19 protein-coding genes, 4 tRNA genes and 1 pseudogene are annotated in these 21110 nt (G+C 41.4%); 20 read left to right on the top strand and 4 right to left on the bottom strand.

Annotated elements, in window-relative coordinates:
• The first annotated feature begins 203 nt into the window (after positions 1 to 203).
• The 14 genes from JI665_RS16720 to rlmH all read left to right on the top strand — a co-directional run bounded on the left by JI665_RS16720 (position 204) and on the right by rlmH (position 12814).
• Positions 204 to 1496, top strand: a complete 1293-nt coding sequence (locus JI665_RS16720; protein ID WP_206840996.1) for an adenylosuccinate synthase — start codon at positions 204 to 206, stop codon at positions 1494 to 1496.
• Between the two features lie 759 nt (positions 1497 to 2255).
• A tRNA-Lys gene (locus tag JI665_RS16715) sits at positions 2256 to 2331 on the top strand.
• A gap of 12 nt (positions 2332 to 2343) precedes the next feature.
• Positions 2344 to 2415: transfer RNA gene (locus JI665_RS16710), tRNA-Glu, on the top strand.
• A 61-nt stretch (positions 2416 to 2476) separates the two neighbouring features.
• Positions 2477 to 2553, top strand: a tRNA-Asp gene (locus JI665_RS16705).
• Between the two features lie 152 nt (positions 2554 to 2705).
• Positions 2706 to 2778 (top strand) — tRNA-Phe (locus tag JI665_RS16700).
• 379 nt (positions 2779 to 3157) lie between these two features.
• Positions 3158 to 4636 (top strand): M23 family metallopeptidase, encoded by a 1479-nt coding sequence (locus JI665_RS16695; protein WP_206840994.1) that lies wholly within the window; start codon positions 3158 to 3160, stop codon positions 4634 to 4636.
• A 345-nt stretch (positions 4637 to 4981) separates the two neighbouring features.
• Positions 4982 to 5692, top strand: coding sequence for a response regulator YycF (yycF, locus tag JI665_RS16690; RefSeq protein WP_206840993.1), 711 nt, complete (start codon positions 4982 to 4984; stop codon positions 5690 to 5692).
• An 8-nt stretch (positions 5693 to 5700) separates the two neighbouring features.
• Positions 5701 to 7524 carry a cell wall metabolism sensor histidine kinase WalK gene (walK, locus tag JI665_RS16685; RefSeq protein ID WP_206840991.1) on the top strand — a complete coding sequence of 608 codons (1824 nt, stop codon included), beginning with the start codon at positions 5701 to 5703 and terminating at the stop codon, positions 7522 to 7524.
• Entirely contained in the window at positions 7521 to 8861 is a 1341-nt protein-coding gene (locus JI665_RS16680) for a YycH family regulatory protein (RefSeq protein ID WP_206840989.1), read from the top strand. The genes walK and JI665_RS16680 overlap by 4 nt, the downstream gene beginning before the upstream one ends.
• On the top strand, positions 8848 to 9654 hold the full coding sequence (locus JI665_RS16675) for a two-component system regulatory protein YycI (RefSeq protein WP_206840986.1): 807 nt from the start codon (positions 8848 to 8850) through the stop codon (positions 9652 to 9654). Before JI665_RS16680 ends, JI665_RS16675 begins: the two co-directional genes overlap by 14 nt.
• Positions 9655 to 9661: 7 nt before the next feature.
• The gene (locus JI665_RS16670) at positions 9662 to 10456 is read left to right on the top strand and encodes an MBL fold metallo-hydrolase (RefSeq protein ID WP_206840984.1); all 795 of its coding nucleotides are present in this window, start codon (positions 9662 to 9664) and stop codon (positions 10454 to 10456) included.
• Positions 10457 to 10706: 250 nt separating this feature from the next.
• On the top strand, positions 10707 to 11936 hold the full coding sequence (locus tag JI665_RS16665) for a S1C family serine protease (RefSeq protein WP_206840982.1): 1230 nt from the start codon (positions 10707 to 10709) through the stop codon (positions 11934 to 11936).
• Positions 11937 to 12083: 147 nt separating this feature from the next.
• Positions 12084 to 12254, top strand: coding sequence for a CxxH/CxxC protein (locus JI665_RS16660; protein WP_374940688.1), 171 nt, complete (start codon positions 12084 to 12086; stop codon positions 12252 to 12254).
• An 80-nt stretch (positions 12255 to 12334) separates the two neighbouring features.
• On the top strand, positions 12335 to 12814 hold the full coding sequence (gene rlmH, locus JI665_RS16655) for a 23S rRNA (pseudouridine(1915)-N(3))-methyltransferase RlmH (protein ID WP_206840980.1): 480 nt from the start codon (positions 12335 to 12337) through the stop codon (positions 12812 to 12814).
• Between the two features lie 96 nt (positions 12815 to 12910).
• Here rlmH and JI665_RS16650 read toward each other — a convergent pair whose 3' ends face one another.
• The gene (locus tag JI665_RS16650) at positions 12911 to 14365 is read right to left on the bottom strand and encodes a PLP-dependent aminotransferase family protein (RefSeq protein WP_206840978.1); all 1455 of its coding nucleotides are present in this window, start codon (positions 14363 to 14365) and stop codon (positions 12911 to 12913) included.
• A gap of 119 nt (positions 14366 to 14484) precedes the next feature.
• On the opposite strand from JI665_RS16650, the gene JI665_RS16645 reads away from it, so the two are divergent.
• Positions 14485 to 15105 carry a LysE/ArgO family amino acid transporter gene (locus JI665_RS16645; RefSeq protein WP_206840976.1) on the top strand — a complete coding sequence of 207 codons (621 nt, stop codon included), beginning with the start codon at positions 14485 to 14487 and terminating at the stop codon, positions 15103 to 15105.
• Between the two features lie 159 nt (positions 15106 to 15264).
• The gene (locus JI665_RS16640; protein ID WP_206840974.1) at positions 15265 to 15762 is read left to right on the top strand and encodes an LURP-one-related/scramblase family protein; all 498 of its coding nucleotides are present in this window, start codon (positions 15265 to 15267) and stop codon (positions 15760 to 15762) included.
• 257 nt (positions 15763 to 16019) lie between these two features.
• Here the strand turns inward: JI665_RS16640 and JI665_RS28655 are convergent.
• A pseudogene (locus JI665_RS28655) lies at positions 16020 to 16144 on the bottom strand (DNA/RNA helicase domain-containing protein); the annotation flags it as partial.
• 170 nt (positions 16145 to 16314) lie between these two features.
• On the opposite strand from JI665_RS28655, the gene JI665_RS28650 reads away from it, so the two are divergent.
• The 3 genes from JI665_RS28650 (at position 16315) to JI665_RS16625 (ending at position 18564) form a co-directional block, all read left to right on the top strand.
• Positions 16315 to 16626 carry a T7SS effector LXG polymorphic toxin gene (locus JI665_RS28650; RefSeq protein ID WP_244671223.1) on the top strand — a complete coding sequence of 104 codons (312 nt, stop codon included), beginning with the start codon at positions 16315 to 16317 and terminating at the stop codon, positions 16624 to 16626.
• A complete protein-coding gene (locus JI665_RS28645; protein ID WP_244671222.1) occupies positions 16577 to 16864 on the top strand; it encodes a T7SS effector LXG polymorphic toxin in 288 nt (95 codons plus the stop codon). The genes JI665_RS28650 and JI665_RS28645 overlap by 50 nt, the downstream gene beginning before the upstream one ends.
• Positions 16865 to 17349: 485 nt before the next feature.
• Positions 17350 to 18564, top strand: coding sequence for a TerD family protein (locus tag JI665_RS16625; protein ID WP_206840972.1), 1215 nt, complete (start codon positions 17350 to 17352; stop codon positions 18562 to 18564).
• Positions 18565 to 18935: 371 nt separating this feature from the next.
• On the opposite strand, the gene JI665_RS16620 is transcribed toward JI665_RS16625, so the two are convergent.
• Both JI665_RS16620 and JI665_RS16615 read right to left on the bottom strand, forming a co-directional pair.
• On the bottom strand, positions 18936 to 19400 hold the full coding sequence (locus JI665_RS16620; RefSeq protein WP_206840971.1) for a phage tail protein: 465 nt from the start codon (positions 19398 to 19400) through the stop codon (positions 18936 to 18938).
• Positions 19401 to 19420: 20 nt separating this feature from the next.
• Positions 19421 to 19900: a GyrI-like domain-containing protein gene (locus tag JI665_RS16615; protein ID WP_206840969.1), complete on the bottom strand. Its 480-nt coding sequence runs from the start codon at positions 19898 to 19900 to the stop codon at positions 19421 to 19423.
• A 104-nt stretch (positions 19901 to 20004) separates the two neighbouring features.
• Between JI665_RS16615 and JI665_RS16610 the strand changes: the two genes are divergently transcribed.
• The gene (locus JI665_RS16610; RefSeq protein WP_206840967.1) at positions 20005 to 20967 is read left to right on the top strand and encodes a helix-turn-helix transcriptional regulator; all 963 of its coding nucleotides are present in this window, start codon (positions 20005 to 20007) and stop codon (positions 20965 to 20967) included.
• Positions 20968 to 21110 lie beyond the last annotated feature (143 nt).

Genomic DNA, 21110 nt, shown 5'->3' with positions numbered 1-21110 from the left:
CTGGCTTCAGGCGCTTCTGCTTTTCTTATTTTCATATTTTCATGGTTTTACGAACATATTTTTATATTTTTATTAAAAATGTTCGTGTTTGATTGACTATCACACATCACATTGATAAACTAAAGTGGTTGAAATAAGTTACTTAATTAAAAATGATTTTATAGAAAATACTAAACCATGGGATTCCCGGAGGTGCTTTTTTTATGTCATCAGTAGTAGTAGTTGGAACACAGTGGGGAGATGAAGGGAAAGGAAAAATTACAGACTTCCTTTCTGAAAATGCAGAGGTTATTGCACGCTACCAAGGCGGAAACAATGCAGGTCATACCATCAAATTCAACGGTGAAACATATAAGCTTCATTTAATTCCATCTGGAATATTCTATAGCGATAAAATTTGTACGATCGGAAACGGAATGGTTGTCGATCCAAAAGCGCTTGTAAAGGAATTGGCTTATCTTCATGATAAGGGAGTTACAACAGACAACCTGCGCATCTCAAACCGCGCACATGTCATCCTTCCATATCACCTGAAGCTTGATGAAGTGGAAGAGGAGCGCAAAGGCGCAAACAAGATCGGTACAACGAAAAAAGGCATCGGCCCTGCTTACATGGATAAAGCAGCCCGCAACGGAATCCGCATCGCGGACCTTCTTGACCGTGAAGTGTTTGAGGAAAAGCTTGCGCGCAACCTTGAAGAAAAGAACCGCCTGCTTGAGCGCTTCTATGAAACAGAAGGATTTACAATCGAAGAAATCCTGGATGAATACTACGAATACGGCCAGCAGATCAAGCATTATGTCTGCGATACTTCTGTTGTGCTTAACGACGCATTGGATGAAGGCCGCCGTGTGCTTTTTGAAGGTGCACAAGGAGTTATGCTTGATATCGACCAGGGTACCTACCCATTCGTTACATCCTCTAACCCTGTGGCTGGCGGCGTAACAATCGGTTCTGGTGTCGGCCCTACAAAAATCAAGCATGTTGTGGGTGTATCCAAGGCCTATACGACTCGTGTAGGTGACGGTCCATTCCCAACTGAGCTTGATAATGAAATCGGAAATCAGATCCGTGAAGTAGGCCGTGAGTACGGAACAACCACTGGCCGTGCCCGCCGTGTCGGCTGGTTCGACAGCGTGGTTGTCCGCCATGCCCGCCGTGTCAGCGGTATTACAGACCTTTCTCTTAACTCCATCGATGTACTGACTGGAATTGAGACATTAAAAATCTGTGTAGCATACCGTTATAATGGAGAAGTAATCGAAGAATTCCCTGCAAGCTTAAAAGTACTGGCTGATTGTGAGCCGGTATACGAAGAGCTTCCAGGCTGGACAGAAGACATCACAGGCTGCAAATCACTGGATGAGCTTCCTGCGAATGCCCGCCACTATCTGGAGCGTGTTTCACAGCTGACAGGAATTCCATTATCAATCTTCTCAGTCGGTCCGGACCGCACACAGACAAACGTAGTCCGCAGCCCATGGAGACAGAACTAATACTTGATTGTAGAAAGCCCTAATGCGAATTAGGGCTTTTTTTTGTGTGGGCTTGTGTATGCGAACAGGAGAAGCTGAAATTGAAGGTGCCGGGTCCGAAACAGGCGCCCATTCGGACAGGAAGAGGAGAAAATCAGAGAAATGAGTCCGAATCAGGCGTTCATTCGGACAGAAAGGGGAGAAAATCAGAGAAATGAGTCCGAATCAGGTGTTCATTCGGACAGGAAGAGGAGAAAATCAGGGGAATGAGTCCGAATCAGGCGTTCATTCGGACAGGAAGAGGAGAAAATCAGGGGAATGAGTCCGAATCAGGTGTTCATTCGGACAGGAAAAGGAGAAAATCAGGGGAATGAGTCCGAATCAGTTATAGTTTGTTCAAATTGGGGAAAAGAACTGCAAAATTGAGGAATAAAGCATCAAAAATGGGGAATAGAATCCATAAATCAAGGGGCAAGCAATCCCTAAAACGGGGACTCCAGTCTAAAGATCAGGCACTACCTTGCCGCAGAATTCCGCTAAAATAATATTTTTATAAAAAGTTATTGCGCTTTTATAAAACTCTATGATATTATAAAAAGCGTCGCCAAGGTGGCAACCTTGGAAACACACACAGTACTAGTATGAGCCATTAGCTCAGTCGGTAGAGCAGATTGCAGCATCAGTGAATTTCTTCACCCGAATAGCAATCTGTGACAAAACACGCAGGGCTTTGGAACATCTGACTTAGCAGTATCAGGCTTTAGGAAACATTCAAAGTATGAGCCATTAGCTCAGTCGGTAGAGCATCTGACTTTTAATCAGAGGGTCGAAGGTTCGAGTCCTTCATGGCTCACCATTTATATTTTTTGGCCCCTTGGTCAAGCGGTTAAGACACCGCCCTTTCACGGCGGTAACACGGGTTCGAATCCCGTAGGGGTCATGGCGAATAACCGTCAGCAAACGGCTGGCAAGCCCAGCTTACTTGCTGGCGGTTATTATTTGGTCCGGTAGTTCAGTTGGTTAGAATGCCTGCCTGTCACGCAGGAGGTCGCGGGTTCGAGTCCCGTCCGGACCGCCATTTACATATTCAGTCTCAAAATGAATTAAGGATCAGTAGCTCAGTCGATAGAGCACGACCGAATAAGCTACCTTGAAACACTTCAGCGTACCGATTGATAAATCGGGACGAAGGACGAAGCCAAACATTTTTTAGGCAAAATAACTTAATAAGGCTCAGTAGCTCAGTCGGTAGAGCAAAGGACTGAAAATCCTTGTGTCGGCGGTTCGATTCCGTCCTGAGCCATCCCAAAAAGGAGTATGTAACCAATCATGCTCTTTTTTGTTATATTCATGTAATAAAGGCAGGTTCCGGCTACATGGCCGGTGTAATGTAGCACTCCCCTAACTCATCTTCTTTCGTACCTCTAATAAACCCCTATAAATAGGGATAATTTCCTACCTTTTCTTCGATAAAAAACCTCTTTATTCCTTTAGAAAATTTACCATTAATAGTCATAAAATGTCAGCTATTATACATTTTTGTTACATTCCCGAGTCTGGTAATCTATTTGCTTTGCTGTATGGTAAAGTAAATATTGTGAAAAAAACAGGTTGACAAATTCGTAGTTACATAGCACTAAATGAAAGTGTCTTTTGTTACCGTAGTCTAGGGGGATGTAACCATGTTCAAATGGGTGAAGAAAGTAACCTCAGCATCAGAATCAACAGTGAAGAGCTTTAATAAAACCATAAATAGAACGATTGCGGCTGGTTTTGCAGCAGCTGCTTTAACATTTGCAGGCGGCGTTTCCGCTTCCGCTAATGATGATAAGCTTGTAACGGTTTATTATGTCTATATGGGTGATGAATATATCGGAACGGTGTCAGATAAGAAAGTCATTGAGGATATTGCGGATAAAAAGATCAGTGAGGCAGAAGGTTCCCACAAGGGAATGAAGCTGGCGCTGGCAACTGAGCTATCATTCATTCCTGAACAGGTTTTTGAGTCCAGTTCAGAAGTGAATGAATTAGAAGCAGTCAATGGCTTAAAAGAAAAGATGGAAGTTCATGCCGAAGCGGCTGCATTAGTGATTGGCGGCAAAGAGGTGGCATATGTTGAAAATGACGAGCAGGCCAAAGCGGCGCTTCAGAAAATCAAGAGTTCTTATGTATCAGATAAAGATATAAAGACTCTCGAGGAAAGAAAGGCGTCTGCTAATACGCCTTTACCTCAGCTGAAGGAAAATGAAACACGTCTTTTAGATGTCCGTTTTACGGAAGATGTATCCATCTCTGAAACATCCGTGAAACCGGATCAGATTATCAGTGCAGATGAGGCCGTGAAGCTTTTGCAAAAGGGAACCCTTGAGGAAAAGAAATATGAGGTTAAAGAAGGTGACGCACTAAGCAATATCGCCAGTGCCCATAACCTCGATATGAAGCAGCTGATTGAGCTGAACAGCGGACTCAAGGAAGATTCCCTTATCAAAGCTGGGCAGGAATTAAATGTGACTGTCTACAAACCGTATGTAAAAGTGATAGCAGATAAGGAAGTTTTCAAGAAGGAAAAAATTGACTACGAACAAGAAGTCATCGAAGACAGCAGCATGCCTAAAGGCGAAACGAAAATAAAGCAAGAAGGCCAGGAAGGCGTTCGAGCTGCAACCTATCTGATTTCTGAAGAAAACGGCCAAACGGTCAAAAAAGAAGTAAAAGAAGAAAAGGTTCTTGAAGAGCCTGTGAAACAAATTGTGATCAAGGGAACCAAGGTCATTCCATCCCGCGGTGAAGGCACCTTTGCTTATCCTGCAGTCGGCGGCTATATCTCAAGTAAAATGGGCTACCGCTGGGGGAAAATGCATAAGGGAATTGACATTGCAAGGCCTAGCGACCGGACGATCAAAGCAGCTGACAATGGAACAGTTGTCTCTGCAGGCAGGGATGGCGGCTATGGCAACAAAATCGTCATCGACCATAATAATGGCTATCGCACAGTTTATGCCCATCTCGACTCCATCAGTGTCAGCGTTGGCCAAACCGTCTCAAAAGGCTCAAAGATCGGTGTAATGGGATCTACTGGAGATTCAACCGGTGTCCACCTGCATTTTGAAGTATACAAAAACGGAAAAATGCAAGATCCGCTTAAATATATAAATAAATAAATAAATAAATAAATAATTTCTGCTAAAAAGTCTCTAGCTTTCATGCTAGAGGCTTTTGTAGTTAAGAATAAGATAAAATACACACAAAAGTTTTACAGGCCTTTGCTAACTGTCTAGCTCCAGCGCCTACCCCCTCGAGGTCACAAGCCCATCCTCCCCAAAAGGCAAAGAACGCCTTTCCGGGAGGCTCTTCTTGTGCTTGTCGGGGGTGGGCAAGGCGCTTCCGCTTTTCTTAATAGGTGAATTCCCATTGTTAAAATGGTAAAGTAAAGTAGATAACATATGTATGAAACTGACTTCTACTGCTCCAAAAATAAATAAATGAGCAAGAAAAAGGAGATAGGTATGGATAAAAAAATTCTGGTTGTAGACGATGAGAAACCAATTGCAGATATACTGCAGTTTAATTTGAAAAAAGAAGGCTATGAAGTGGTGTGTGCCTATGATGGCAATGACGCACTCGATAAAGTAGAAGAAATCAAGCCGGACCTGATTCTGCTTGATATCATGCTTCCGCAGAGGGACGGCATTGAGGTATGCCGCGAAGTGCGCAAGAAATACGATATGCCAATCATTATGCTGACAGCAAAGGATTCTGAAATTGATAAAGTTTTGGGACTTGAGCTGGGTGCAGATGACTACGTTACAAAGCCGTTCAGCACGAGAGAATTGATTGCCCGTGTGAAGGCTAATATGAGGCGCCATCAGCAAATTGCTTCCAAGACGGAAGAAGAGGATGAATCCAACGAAATTGAAGTTGGTTCCCTGACTATTCACCCGGATGCCTATGTGGTTTCCAAGCGCGGTGAGACGATTGAATTAACTCACCGTGAATTTGAGCTTCTTCACTATTTAGCCAAACATATTGGACAAGTCATGACGAGGGAGCATCTCCTACAGACCGTATGGGGCTATGATTATTATGGTGATGTCCGAACAGTTGACGTAACCGTAAGGAGACTGCGGGAGAAAATTGAGGATAATCCAAGCCACCCGACATGGATCGTGACAAGAAGAGGAGTCGGTTATTACTTGCGGAATCCTGAACAGGAGTAAAAGGGTACATGGAAAAGGTTGGTTTTTTTCGGTCCATTCATTTGAAGTTTGTGATCATATATGTTCTTCTCATCCTGGTAGCCATGCAGATTATCGGGGTCTACTTTGTCAGGCAGCTGGAGACGACCTTAAAGGACAATTTCAAGGATGCCATTCAGGAGAGGGTTAACCTTCTCACCTATTATGTAGAGGAACAAATGACCAAGGTGAGGATTCCTGATGAGGAAGCAACATCCCAGGAGGAAGATATAAGAAGGCTATTAAGTGATTACAACTCGGCGGATATATCCGAAGTCCGTGTGGTTGATGAATCACTGAAAATACTTGGCACCTCCGATCCCGATAATCAGGGGGTTGTCGGGGGGAGGTCTACTGATAATCTGATCAAAATGGCCATAGCCACCAGGCAGCCGGTAACGGAGGATCTGGTTGACCAAGGGCAACGGATATGGGTTCTCGTCACGCCTATTAAAAATAACGGGGATGTCAATGGAGCCATCTATCTGGTTGCTAAAATCGAGAACATCTATGAACAGATGAGGCAGATTAATAATATTTTCACTACCGGTATAGCCATTGCGTTAGCAATCACAGCGATTCTGGGCATACTCCTTGCCCAGACGGTGACACGTCCGATTTCAGATATGCGGAAACAGGCGCTTGCCATGGCAAAAGGGAACTTCTCCCGCAAGGTTAAGGTGTATGGGTATGACGAAATTGGTCAGCTGGCCATTACCTTTAACAGTTTAACAAAGAAACTTCAGGAAGCTCATGCTACAACAGAAGGCGAACGGCGCAAATTGTCCTCCGTTCTTTCTTATATGACCGATGGAGTCATCGCAACCGACCGCAAAGGGCGTGTGATTTTAATTAATGAGCCTGCAGCAAAAATGCTGAATGTTTCACGTGAAACGGTCCTGTCTTCTCCGATTGTTTCTTTGCTCGGCCTTGAAGAAGATTATACCTTTGAAGAGCTATTGAACGAGCGCGATTCGGTTATCCTGGATTACAGCAGCAAATCGAAAACACTGATCCTTCGCGCTAATTTTTCGGTTATCCAAAAAGAAACCGGCTTTGTAAACGGCTTAATTACCGTTTTGCATGATATTACTGAGCAGGAGAAAATTGACATGGAACGCCGCGAATTTGTGGCGAATGTATCTCATGAACTCAGGACGCCGCTGACAACGATGAGAAGCTATCTGGAGGCTCTTGCGGAAGGTGCCTGGAGAGATGAGGAGATTGCCCCAAACTTCCTGGATGTCACCCAAAATGAAACAGAGCGGATGATCCGCCTGGTCAATGATTTGCTGCAGCTGTCTAAAATGGACAGCAAGGATTATCGCTTGACCAAGGATTGGACTGATTTTATTTTCTTCTATAATAGAATTATAGACCGTTTTGAAATGACGAAGCAGCAGAATGTTACATTTGAAAGGAAACTTCCGGACCATTCAGCTTTTGTGGAAATAGATGAAGACAAGCTCACCCAGGTGCTGGACAATATCATCTCGAATGCACTTAAATACTCTCCGGAAGGCGGAAAAGTGACCTTCAGCATTGAGGAAAAGGATGAATTTATTATTGTCAGCGTTTCAGACCAGGGTGTGGGGATACCAAAAGAAAATATTGATCAGATTTTTGAGCGTTTTTACCGGGTGGATAAAGCCAGGACGAGAAAGCTTGGCGGAACAGGCCTCGGATTGGCCATTGCGAAAGAAATGGTGGAAGCGCATGGCGGAAAAATTTGGGCAGCGAGTACAGAAGGGAAAGGGACAACGATTTCATTTAGCCTTCCATATGTTCGCTCGGAAGAGGATGATTGGGAATGAGTTATGAAAATATAAAAACCATCATACTGACCATTCTAGTAGTGACAAGCGCCCTCCTGACCTGGAACCTTTGGACCTACCAGCCGAACTTTGAACGGATTGAAAAAGAAGCAAATACCGTTCAGGAAGTAACAATAGCGGAAAAAAAAGAAGTGAATCAGATTGTCAGACCGGACACCCTCTTATTCCATCTCGGGGAGAAAAAGACCTTTGGAACAGTCAGTCCAGGTGAAATTGATAAAATCATGAAAGAAATCAGCGAGTGGAATTTTGCTGACTTTGAAAATATCACAGAGGAAGCGGGCATTCTTCCTTCGTTTGTCCATGATGAAGGAAAAGCCGTTCTTGCGTTTCCGGATTCTGTTCCGATTGAATTGTACAAATCAGTAATTAAAATTGCTGATAAAAATCTGACTAATTTTCAGTTTGACTATATTGTCATTGATACTAGGCAATTGGAGAAAAAGGATGGAATTGTCGATTTTGTATCTATGGATAACCGGCAGGTCTTTAGAAGCCGTGTGCCTGTTTCCTTTATTCAGAATTTCAAAAGTCAATTCTTCAATCTATCGGAGTACAACCCTGAATATAAAGCCTATTTTGCATATAAACCATCTGATGAAAGGACCATTTTCCTGCCTTCACAGGATACAAAAATGGTGAGATATCAGTATTTGGAGAAAAAATTGGACTCTGAACAATATAAAAATGCTCTATTCAGTGATCCAAGTGTCGTACAGAAAAGCTTTCAGCAATCAGAGGATGAGTATAATGATACCTTAAGCCTGTTGAGGGTAAATTCCGACAAAAATACCCTTCGATATGTAAAGCCGGCTGCCGGGGATAACCCGACTTTTCCGTCAGGCGACCTGCTGAAAAGGAGCATTGATTACATTAACGGACATTCTGGGTGGACAGACAATTACCAATTTGCCGAAATAGACGAGCTGAATCATAGAGTGGTATTCAGGATGTATGATTCGGCAGGTTATCCAATTTTCAGCGATGATCCGAAAATTTCTGAAATCCGCCAGATTTGGGGGCAAAATGAAATTTACGAATATTTTCGGAGCAATTTCCAGCTTGGACTGAGTGCTGAACAGCCATCAGAAGTATCTCTAAGTTCGGGGACCCGGGTATTGGAATACTTGTTAGGTCTGGAAGGGCTTGATCCGGAATTGCTGGAGAATGTAAAGCTGGGATATAAGATGATGCTGGTCAAGGAAGCTCAGACTACCTTCATCCGTCTGGAGCCTTCCTGGTACTACCGGTATGAAGGAACTTGGAAAAGCATTTCGCTTGATGAGACAGGGGGCATGAATAATGGATTGGAGTAAGATCAAAACAATCTTTATTCTAACCTTCCTGGTGCTGGATATTTATTTGATGTATGAGTTTTTCAAATTGAAGGAAGCCAGTGAATTTGAACCGATTGCACAAGCATCCCTTGAAAAACAGCTTAAGAGTGCGGATATCACATTTGAGGAGCCCCTTCCTAAAAGTAACCCGAAAGACCGGTATTTGAGGGCTAAACCGGTGGAATTTGATATTGAAGACCTTGAAGGAGATACAAGGCTGGAGGGCCAGGAAATTACGATTACAGAAGGGACAACTCTGAATTCTGTCCTGGACGAGTCGATCAAGATCAGTGATAAATTCAGTCCTTCCGAATTATCCGCTTTTATCAAAAACAGGGTGTTATACGGCGAACAATACCGCTTCTGGGAGAAACCTGAAAACAGTAATAAAATTACCTATTATCAGGAATTTGAAGGCAAGATGTTTTATATGAATTTAAATGGCGAGCTCACATTTTATTTAAATGATGAAAATGAAATTGTCTCTTATAAGCAGACGCTCCTGACAAAGATTGAGTCGAAGGAAGAAAGTGAAAAAGTCATTCAGCCGATAAAGGCAGTTGAAACACTTTACAAGAACGGCTCACTGCAGCCGAAGTCAAAAATTACAAATGTAGAGCTTGGTTATTTTACCTTTGTGCATTTGAGCTCTTCGCAATTGTTAACGCCTGCCTGGCGATTTGTCATTAATGACGAGGAGAATTTATTTGTTGATGCCTTTGAGGGCAAAATCATTAAGCTGAACAACGAGGAGAAAAAAATAGTGGAGTGAGGAGAACATGTCTTTACAATTCAGCGTTCTCGCGAGCGGCAGTACTGGGAATGCGATCTTTGTCGAGACGGAGGAACATTCCTTTCTGGTTGATGCCGGATTAAGCGGGAAGCAAATGGAAGGATTATTTCAGCATATTGGCCGGGACATCGGCAAGCTTTCAGGGATACTGGTGACCCATGAGCATAGCGATCATATTAAGGGTGTCGGGATTCTAGCCCGGAAGTATAACCTGCCGATCTATGCGAATGAAAAAACATGGCTGGCCATGGACGGACTGATTGGACAGGTCCCGGTTGACCAGAAGTTTCATTTTGATATGGAAACGGTGAAAACATTCGGAGCCCTTGATATTGAATCCTTTGGGGTTTCCCATGATGCGGCCGATCCCATGTTTTATGTATTCCATCATAATGGGAAAAAGCTTGTGCTGATCACCGATACAGGATATGTCAGCGACCGCATGAAAGGCCTGATTTCGAATGCGGAGGCTTATGTATTTGAAAGCAATCATGATGTCCAGATGCTTCGCATGGGCCGCTACCCGTGGAATATAAAAAGAAGGATCTTAAGCGATGTCGGACATGTATCCAATGAGGATGCAGCCCTTGCGATGAGCGAAGTGGCCGGCGACCGGACGAAGAGCTTTTATCTGGCCCATTTAAGCCAGGATAACAATATTAAGGATCTGGCGAGAATGTCCGTATCACAGACACTTGAAAGCCGCGGGATCATTGTCGGTGAACAATTCGACCTTTATGATACCGATCCGAAGGTCCCAACGATTTTAACAGCCGTTTAAATATAACCAGAAGAGGAATACACAGAGAGACAGCCGTTTCCGTGTGTTCCTCTTTTCTTTTTTTGAAAAAATATAAAAAAAGTATGAACAAAGTCGTAAGATTGCTGCAGCAAGTGCGTTTTTATTAGATTTTTAAAAACAGGAGAGTATAATATTGGGTATAAAGGAAGACTAAATTTTAGCATTTATTTTTTAAAAAGAGCTTTTTTAACAGCGGTTTTTTGCAAATGAAAGAAAGGATGGGTGCAGTTTGGGCTATTATGATCAAGATCATCAGAACCGTTATAAAGGGCAAAAAGGCAACAAGGGCGGATATTTTCTGGCCAGCCTTGTTGGAGTCATATTAGGGGCCATCCTGGTCGTGGTTGCGGTGCCAAAGCTATCTGACTACAACGTGCTCCCTTATACGGTTGAACCGGATGAAAAGCTGCAGGATGAAGCAGCAGAAAATAACAATAACGCCAATGTTCAGAATGTCTCACTTGATGTGACAACAGATGTAACTAAAGCGGTCGACAAAGCTGGGGATGCGGTCGTAAGCATTACGAACATCCAGACTGCCGGCTTTTGGTCGAATGAAGGAAACGGCAGTGCCGGCCAGCCCGCCGGAACAGGTTCCGGAGTTATTTATAAGAAGGAAGGAAATACAGCCTTCATCGTGACAAACCACCATGTGGTAGAAGGCGCTCAGGAGCTGGAGGTAAGTCTGCAGGATGGCACCAAGCTCCCCGCGAGACTGGTTGGCAGCGACATTTGGACGGATCTTGCAGTGCTTGAAGTAGAAGGAAAGGAAATTAAAACAGTTGCCGAATTCGGCGATTCAGACAAACTGAAGCCAGGCGAGCCTGTCATTGCCATCGGGAACCCTCTTGGCCAGTTCTCCGGATCTGTCACACAGGGAATTATTTCTGGCCTGGAGCGTGCCATACCGGTTGATATCGATCAAAATGGAACAGTTGACTGGCAGGCTGAGGTGCTGCAGACAGACGCCGCCATCAACCCGGGTAACAGCGGCGGAGCGCTGGTTAATATCAGCGGCCAGCTCATCGGCATCAACTCCATGAAAATTGCGGAGAGTGCAGTAGAAGGAATTGGATTGGCGATTCCGATTAACTATGCACGCCCAGTTATTGATGACCTTGAAAAGTTCGGAGAAGTAAAACGTCCGTATATGGGCGTACAATTGGCATCGGTCAATGAAATTCCTGGCTACTACCAGCAGGAAGCGCTGAAACTGCCTAAGGATGTTAAAGCAGGTGTGGCCATCACTTCCGTTGAACCGAACTCTCCAGCTGCACAGGCAGGACTGAAGGAAATGGATGTGATCGTCGAGATGGATGGACAAGAAATCAAAGACATCATCGAATTGCGTCAGCATCTGTATACGAAGAAATCAGTGGGTGACCAGATGAAAATTAAGTTTTACCGTGACGGCAAAACTCAGGAAGTAACGATGAAGCTGAGCGGCGAGACATTTTAATGGAAAGACTAAATGGGAAAGCGGGAATCGCTTTCCTGTTTTTTGTTGTTTTGTTAAGATGAGATGTGGATAACTTATATACATAGAAGAAATTAAAAATTATCCACAGATCGGATAAAAAAACAGGCTGCCAGCCTAAAAAGGAGCATGCTGAAAATGATTTACTGCTGTGACGAACACGTTGATCTGGCAATAGATATAGTAGTTGATGAGTACGAAACATTCCCGCAATTAACAAAACTTGAAGAGGATAAAAAGTTATCAACAACCTGTGAATATTGTCAAAATAACGCAATATATGTTGTAGCGAACGAATGATCCCATACAAGATGTGGATGAAAAATGTGGACATGTGGATAACTTCTGTGGATATCTTGTTTGTAAAGTGAGGACATGCTGTGAATATCTCTATTATTACGGTCGGAAAGCTAAAAGAAAAATACTTGAAGCAGGGAATAGACGAATACCTGAAAAGACTGTCGGCCTATGCTAAACTGGACATCATTGAGGTTCCAGACGAAAAAGCCCCTGAAGAACTAAGTGAAACGGAAATGATTCAGGTGAAGCAAAAAGAGGGTGAGCGGATCCTGGCGAAGATCCATCCGGATGCCCATGTTATTGCTTTGGCAATAGACGGGAAGATGAAATCTTCGGAAGAGCTTGCTGATAATCTGGATAAACTGGCTACATATGGGAAGAGCAAGATTGCATTTGTCATTGGCGGGTCTCTTGGATTGAGCCAGGAGGTTTTGCAGCGGGCGGATGATAAGCTGTCATTTTCGAAGATGACGTTTCCGCATCAGTTGATGAAGCTGATCTTGTTGGAGCAGGTTTATAGGGCTTTTCGGATTAATCGGGGGGAACCGTATCACAAATAGTGGTAAAACAAAAAGTTAAACTTGTCCTAGATAAAAACTTATATATAGACGTTTATAAAAATAAGGATACCGTTATTACGGTATCCTCAATAAAATTCAATTCATAGAAGAATTTTTAATAAGTTGTGCTAAATAAACCAGCCCTTCTTCTAGTTGATCCATTGAAGCATATGAATAGGAAATACGAAGGTGCTGATCATCATTATTATCATACACACTACCCGGGTTTAATAAAATTCCTTCTCGAAGGGCAGCGTTAAATAGCTTTCGGGTGGAAACACTTGTTAGTAATTTAAGCCAGATATAAAATCCACCTTTTGGGATGCTCCATGTTGCTATCTCAGAAAAATGTTTCTTTAAAATTTGAATAGTGAAATCCCTTCTGAGTTTTAATTCCTCTTTTGTTTCCTTTAAGAAATCCTCATACATACCACTACGAAGCCATTTGTCTACAGCATATTGTGATAAGGAACTTGACCCGTAATCTGTTTGCATCTTTATATCTGCCAAACGTTCAATAACAGATTCGGGTCCCACAATCCAGCCGATTCGTAAACCTGGGCTCAATGTTTTGGACATGCTTCCTATATACAGGACATTTCCTTGTGTGTCATTAGCTTTCAAAGGCTTTGGCGGAGGGGTTTCAAACCATAAATCACCATAAACATCATCCTCGATTATAGGTAATGACTCCCTTTGACAAACCTTTATTAATTCAAGCCTCCTTTTTTCAGACATTAATGTGCCTGTTGGATTATGAAAAGTGGGTATCGTATAGAGTAAAGCCGCATGATGTTGTCGCTTCATACGTCCAATTGAGTCACTTTTAATTCCTTCTTTTTCAAGGGGAATACCCAATAAATTCATTCCAGCCGACTGGAATACGTGTACTGAGTTCAAATAGGATGGTGATTCATGAAGTATTGTTGATCCTCTTTTTAATAATCCAATTGATATCAATTGCAATGCTTGGAGTCCTCCAGAAACAATTAAAATTGATTCTGGTGACGCTTTGATTCCTTTTGTTCTTAAATATGCACTTACCGTTTTACGTAAAGATAGACTTCCTTTAGGCTCCATGTATCCAAGAGATAAAGCCTGATCATTATCCATTTGCAGTATTTGCCCCATTTTTTTATTGGGTAACAAGTCTGGTGAAAGTTCTCCTGTTCCAAGCCTAATCATATTAGGGTCTGCTTCGGATTTATTAATTTCTTGGATGATCGTTATATTTGGTTTATGGATACCGGATTTTACATAACTGATCCAATCTGGAGGAGGAGTGGAAGCAAGCAGGCTCCAAGTATTGTTAATCACCCTAGTACCGCTTCCAACCTTAGACTCAATTAATCCATTGGCAGCCAGTTCTTCAAGTGCAGTTACAATGGTACTGCGATTTACTTGAAATCGTTTTGCTAAATTTCTTTGTGGTGGTATTTTAGTGCCTATTGTCCATTCACCGTTCATTATTTTGTTTTTCACAAAATCATATATTTGCTGATGTAAAGGAACGGATGAATTTTTTTCTGGCTTCCAATCTAATTCAGACATAGGCTATCTCCAATCACTTTTTTAAAATTATACCAAATGGTTGGATAGAATCCCATCCAATTGGTTGGAGACATATGACTCGTCCTTAGCTATTCTAGATAAGAATAGGGGGAATCATAATGGAACCATTATTTCATGGAATGATATTGGCATTTGGACTAATTTTACCTTTAGGAGTTCAAAATGTATTTGTATTTAATCAAGGAGCGACACACAACAAATTCACCAATGCTTTACCTGCAATTATTACAGCAGGGGTTTGTGATACAATACTGATTTATTTAGCTGTGGCCGGGGTATCCATTATTGTTTTTAGTTTTGAATGGTTAAAGATTTTGTTATTTTTAGTAGGATTCTTTTTCTTAGCCTATATGGGTTGGATTATGTGGAAAAATACACCCGAAATAAACGCTAATCAAGAACAAAACCGTTTTTCTGCACGTCGTCAGGTTACTTTTGCTGCTTCTGTCTCATTACTTAATCCGCATGCTATTATGGATACTATTGGAGTTATAGGAACTAGTTCATTGGCTTATACAGGATTTGAGAAATGGGTGTTTACCGTGGCTTGTATTATGATTTCTTGGATCTGGTTCTTTTTCTTAGCGATTTCTGGAAGGAAGATTGGTCAATTTGATAAAAATGGTAAGTTCTTAAAATATATGAATCAAGTTTCCACTCTTATTATATGGGCTATGGCTATTTATATGGGATATCAACTGTATTCATTATTAAGTTAGCATGAACTTTAGGAAGCTTTACCATAAATGCAAAGTGAACCGTATCATAAGCCGCTTTTAAATCCGATTAGTTACATGGTGGTCTTCCTTGATGTTTCATAACAGTTAGAACAAGATTATACTAATTTGTAATATGCTATATAAAAAGGGGGTCATAAAGTGAGGCAACTTTATATAAAGCAGAAGGTGTTTAGTCTTAGTGGCAAATTTACAGTAAAGGACCAGCAGGAGAACGATGTATATTATGTAGAGGGAAGTTTTATGCAAATTCCAAAGACATTCTCCATTATGAATACAGCAAGAGATGAAATAGCCCTCATTACGAAAAAGGTGTTTAGCTTTTTACCGAAATTTTTTGTTGAGGTAAATGGTCGAGAGGTGCTGACGATTAAGAAGGAGTTATCCTTCTTTAAAGCACGCTATACGATTGATTCGGCAGGCATTGAAGTACAAGGTAATTGGTGGGATATGGATTTTCAGGTATTACAGCATGGCGAAGTTGCAGGGAAAGTGAGCAAGGAGTGGTTTACTTGGGGCGACAGCTACAAGGTTCAAATTATAGATGAAGAGATGGAAGCCATCATGATTGCACTCGTTGTTGCAATTGATTGTGTGAAGGCCGACCAGGCAGCTGCTTCCTCCGCAGCGACACCGTAACGTGGGAATAAATAATAAAAGGCAGAAGAATTTAAAAAGAATCCGGTGAACCTTACAGAAGTAATAACAATAAAAAAAGTGCCCAACCCAGATGTTATAAAGGGAAAAGGCACTTTTCCTACTTTTTTATTTCTCTTTCTAATAAACCTCCCAATCCTCAGCCACTTTCAATACTCTTCCAGGAGAAACATCATTATTAGTTCTTGTTCGCTGAAACCGTTCTTCAAAGTAAGCATTCCACTAAGGGTCAGTACAAATTTTTGTCCTCTGGTCATAAGAGTCCGGTAAGTATTGCGTATAATTTGATCAGCTGCTGCTTGTGCTTTCTCAGAGTCCTTTTTGCTAGAGTTTTAATGCCACTTAAAGATTGATCTGTCTTGGCATGCGGATTACCTTGCCACTCAATTTGTTAAGTCGGAATCAATGATGACACAGCATATTTAAACAATTCCTAAGGAACTTTTTACACTATTTCATGCCTAAATTCCTATTCAACTAATTGCCCGAGTCCTTTAAGAAGAAAATGGAATTTTTAATACGGAGCTGATTCTGTTGAAAGTTCTTGAAGTAGATTCCTTGCTTGCAGGAATCCACGAAACCAGCAATCAATTATCGATTCTTAAGGAGCAGGTAAATCAAGTCCAGTTTTCCATCCAGGAACTAATCTCTCTTGATGATGCGTTCAAAGGCCAGGGCGGCCAGGCTATACGCGCTTTTTTTCAGGAATGCCACCAGCCATTTTTGCAATTCCTTGAATCCTGGATTGACGAGTATCGATCCTACTTAAAAAGTTTCATAGGTTCATTGAGTAATCTTGAACCCTACCCTTCAGGCTTTATCCGTCAGGAATTTCTGGAGGCATGAGCTCCAACAGGGGCTAAGAAACACTCTTCAAATCACTGCTGAGCTGACACAGGAAGCAAATGAAATCATGAAGTCCGTAAGCGATATTGTTGCGTTTCCACAGCTGGAGGATGGCCGTTTTATCCAGGCATTAAAGCGAGCCGAGGATTCAAGTCGCAAAACAGTTCAAAAATTGGAGGAGTTTGACCATCGGGAAACGGCTGCACTGGACCATTATAGGGTTCTGCCGCAAGACTAATGAGATGTAAGGAGCAGAAGGTTGTTGGAGTCATCGAGGGTGCATCCAAAGTTGTAGAAGATACATGGAAGGACTGAAGACAACCTACGAGCTGGGACGGACCATCATGGGATGGAAATTTTACATTATAGAATTCTAAATAATGACCAAGTAAGAAGTATATACGGAAATATACTATCTAAAGTAGATATCAAGACAAAAGAAACAATAATAAACTTATTGAATGATATAAAAAAGGAAGATCCAAACATCTTTGGCAATTCTGTAGATGAAGTATTAAAAGAAATATGGTTATAACCACAGCCTCAAGTAATAAAGATTTATCTTCTGTTTTTCGAAGCAGCTGCTATATTGTGGCTGCTTTTTAATTTGCAGTAGTTTTCACCTATATGGTTTCAATAAAATGGTATAATTTACAGTGAGATTATAATTTTAATATAAAGAATCTGCAACAATTTTTAAATAGAGAAACAGGAGTGGTTTAATTGAATTCAATGCTGCAAATGGGGGGAAATACAGTTTTAAGTTCCCCAAATGGTTATGTCACTGTTAGCTACGATATGTCTCATTTGATCGATATTTCCTTAACTGCTTTCCTTTTAACAGATTCAGATAAGGTACAAGGAGACAGCGGGATTATTTTTTATAACCAGCCAGAGAGCCCTTCTGGTGCAGCAGCTCTATTGCCGGCTGAAAATAAAGGGAATAGGAAAGTACATATTATTCAATTTGATATGAGTAAAGTCCCTGCAGGCATTCATAAAATAGCGATTACTCTGACAGAAGATAGCCACATGGGGTTCTCGAATGTAAAGAATTTAAAAGCAGATATATGTACGGGTCATACGACCATCGAGTTATCTCCATCGAGTTTTACAAAGGAAAATGGGATTGTGGTTTTAGAATTATATGTAAGGAATGGTCAGATAAAGGCAAAATCAATCTGGCGCGGATTTGAATCCGGGCTTGAAGGGTTATGTAAAAATTACGGTGTGGAAGTTGATTCCACTGAGGAAAATAAGCCTGCTGAAAATAAGACCGTTCAGTCTCTTCCTGTTGCTGCCGAAAACAAAAATTTCCAAAACACGATCACTCTTGAAAAGGTGAAGGGCACAATCAGTCTCGACAAAGGTCAAAAGCCGGTGATCATTGAAAAAACTCCAACGATTACAGCCACGGTATCTTGGAAAACTGGAACAGATTATGATATCTATGCTCTGGTTTATACAAAGAATGGCAGGCAGATCGATGTCGCAATGTTTGGTGCAAGCGGCACACCTCCACTTAAAAGTTTTGCAAACGGAGCAGTTGAACATATGGGGGATGTTAGAAGAGATTACAGTTCAACGAAGACAGAAGTAATTAAATTGAGGCTGAATAATGATATCCTGGCAGTTGTGCCTGTCGTTTACTCTGCCCAGTCTAATGGAACGGGTTCTTTCTACAGATACAAAGTGTCCATGAGTATAGATAATCATAGCGGCACCTCCGTTACGATATCAGCCAAAAATGCCAACAATGATGACCGCATTTATACCTGCGTGCCCGGAATCCTCCATAATACGCCAGATGGAGTAATCATAAGTCCATTGGAGCTGTACAGTTTACCGGATTCTGAGTATAGACCTAAACTCAGAATGGGGCCTTCCAATATGGTAGAGGTTGTAATGGATGCAGGTCCTAGAAATGATTACAAATAAAAGAAGAAATATGATAAATAAAAATACTTAAACCCGGATTAAAATATATACTAGGGAGGATAACTAATTATGGAAAATATATTAATTATGAATGCTTTTTTATCAGTATAATAATCATTTTTTACTTTATAAGAATAAAAGCAAACATATTAATATATCCATTATGGTTGTATTACTTATCCTCCTTTCCGGTATATTTTCTGGAACAGCATATATTATAAAATCTAACTATTCAATAATGTTATACACTCTGTACTTTACGAAAAAGTAACAGCACCCCTAATATAATGGAGAGGTGCTGTTTTGTAATTGCCTACATGTATTGTCTGTATCATTGTTTCATTGTCCTTAGAGTTGAATAATTTCTAACCCTAATACTCCCCTCTTATAACAAAAAACGATCCCCGAATAACCCCCGCCAATTTAGACTTCCGCCTGGCAAACTTAAATTTCCCGTCTAACTCCTTTGGTACTTCCATCCCCTCAGAAAGCTTGAAGCCAACGGCACGTTTCTTAGGATCATCAACCGAATACATAACGTTGACACTGAGGCCATCCTCATAAAAGACATAGGTCCATTTGATATTTTCGACTTGAAATTGCGACGTTTCTAAAGGTTTGGCTGCAAACTCTATATCCCGTTCTTTTTTCAAGATATTGTTTACATATTCAAGGGTTTCCTGGCTTTCGCTGGCAGGTACAACTGTAAATTCATGCTTATATTTGGTCATGAAGTAACGGGCTTCATTCGAGCGCAAACCAGCAAGGGCTTCTACTGCCGGTGAAGACTCTAAACCAATCTCAGACACGTTTTTAAAATCAACCATATAGGACATTGCCATCCCGCCTTTATTTCTTATTTCCTAACAACAGGAATCCACATTTCACCAAATACTAAGCCGTTTCGCTGGCCCATCTCAACCGCTGTATTTGGCCCGCCAACATAGGCAACATTCGTTGCTTCCGGCAAGACTTGACCAAAGGCCATGCCCGTAAGCATATTACTCAACATTTCAGATGTCTCGGCTTCCCCTTTAACAACGATGTATTCCCCTTTAGGGAATTGGATCAGTCTGGATGCTTCTGGAAGCGACTCATCTGTCATGACGCCTGCATAATGCATCATCTTGTTATTTACGGCTTCGTTTACGGTAAAAATGTAATCATTTGTGGCTACAGCTTTTAATTTATCGAGCCTGCCATCCTGTTTAACCGCCTGCCAAAAGTCCGCCTTTTCCTTATTGATGCCGGCATAGTCAGTGTAATCGCTCTTCAATTCAGTTCCGATGCCTAAAACGGTAAAGCTTTCTTTTTCTTCCAGAGTATAATTTGCCATTTTCAAACCCATCCTTTTTTAATCATTTCAAATGATTTGCCCATTTGATAAGTTTATAATAACGTTAAATCATGTCAAAAAATGATACTGTTTAGGAGAAGCCGATGAAAAAAGTTAAACGGATCAATGTGATGATGCGGTATATCAATAACCGCGCCCATTTTACTATTTCTGAAATCATGCGGGAATTTAACATCTCCCGTTCAACGGCTATTAGAGATATTCGGGAAATTGAAGCCATGGGGATGCCGCTTGTCGCTGAAGTTGGAAGAGATGGTGGTTATTTTGTTATGAATAATTCTGTCCTGCCCACTGTCCGCTTTACCGATAATGAAATCAAAGCACTGTTCATTGCCTTTATGGCTACAAGAAATCAGCAGCTACCCTATCTAAAGAGCCGTCAGTCTTTGGCTGAAAAACTGCTCGGCCTCATCTCAGAAAACCAGCAGGAAGACCTGGTTCTATTAAATCAAATCCTGCTGTTTGAAGGGACTAACCCCAATAATCCCGACCTGCTTGAACTGTCGGATCTCCCTCATCCGATGCTGGAAAAACTCATCCAAACCCTTCTTTTGGATAGCTATTTATTGATCACCATCAATGAAGAGAAGGGAATCAGGTCTTATCCAATTTATCTCTTGCACCTTTATCGTGAAAAAAGCATCTGGCTGATTGAAGGCTTTGACTTAAAGGAAGAAAAGAAACAAATTTTCCCCGCGGACAATCTCACCAATGTCGAACCATATCCTGTGAGCAAAAGAGCAAGCAGAAAAAACATTTTAGAAAAAATAAGCAAGCAGGAGGAAGTAATCAATATTGTCCTAGAACTCGGCCCACAGGCCATTGCCCAGTTCAAAAAATACCATCCTTTAAAAGTATCCATTTCTTATACAAATCCTTACCAAACAACAGCCGTTCTAAAGACATTTATTAATGTCAATAATTCAGAAGAGCTGACCGAAATGACCAATTGGCTGCTTTTCCTCGGAGGGGATATCAAGGTCAGGGAGATGCCGGAAGAAATCTTAGAAGGTTTGCAAGAAAGATTAAGTTTATTCTGTCCATAAGAAGAGTAAGATAAAACCTGCCAATTTACCAGATCTTATAGAATTACAAGGCACAATACGAAAATTAGACATATCATTCAGGTGCCCATTAAGAGTCTCATTGTCTGTTTGGCACTTTGAATGGCATACCTCAACATAGTCAT

This window comes from Bacillus sp. NTK034 (assembly GCF_017303275.1).
Classification (GTDB): Bacteria; Bacillota; Bacilli; order Bacillales; family Cytobacillaceae; genus Cytobacillus.
Note: the sequence above shows the minus strand (reverse complement) of the source record. Positions and strands in the feature narration are given on the sequence as shown.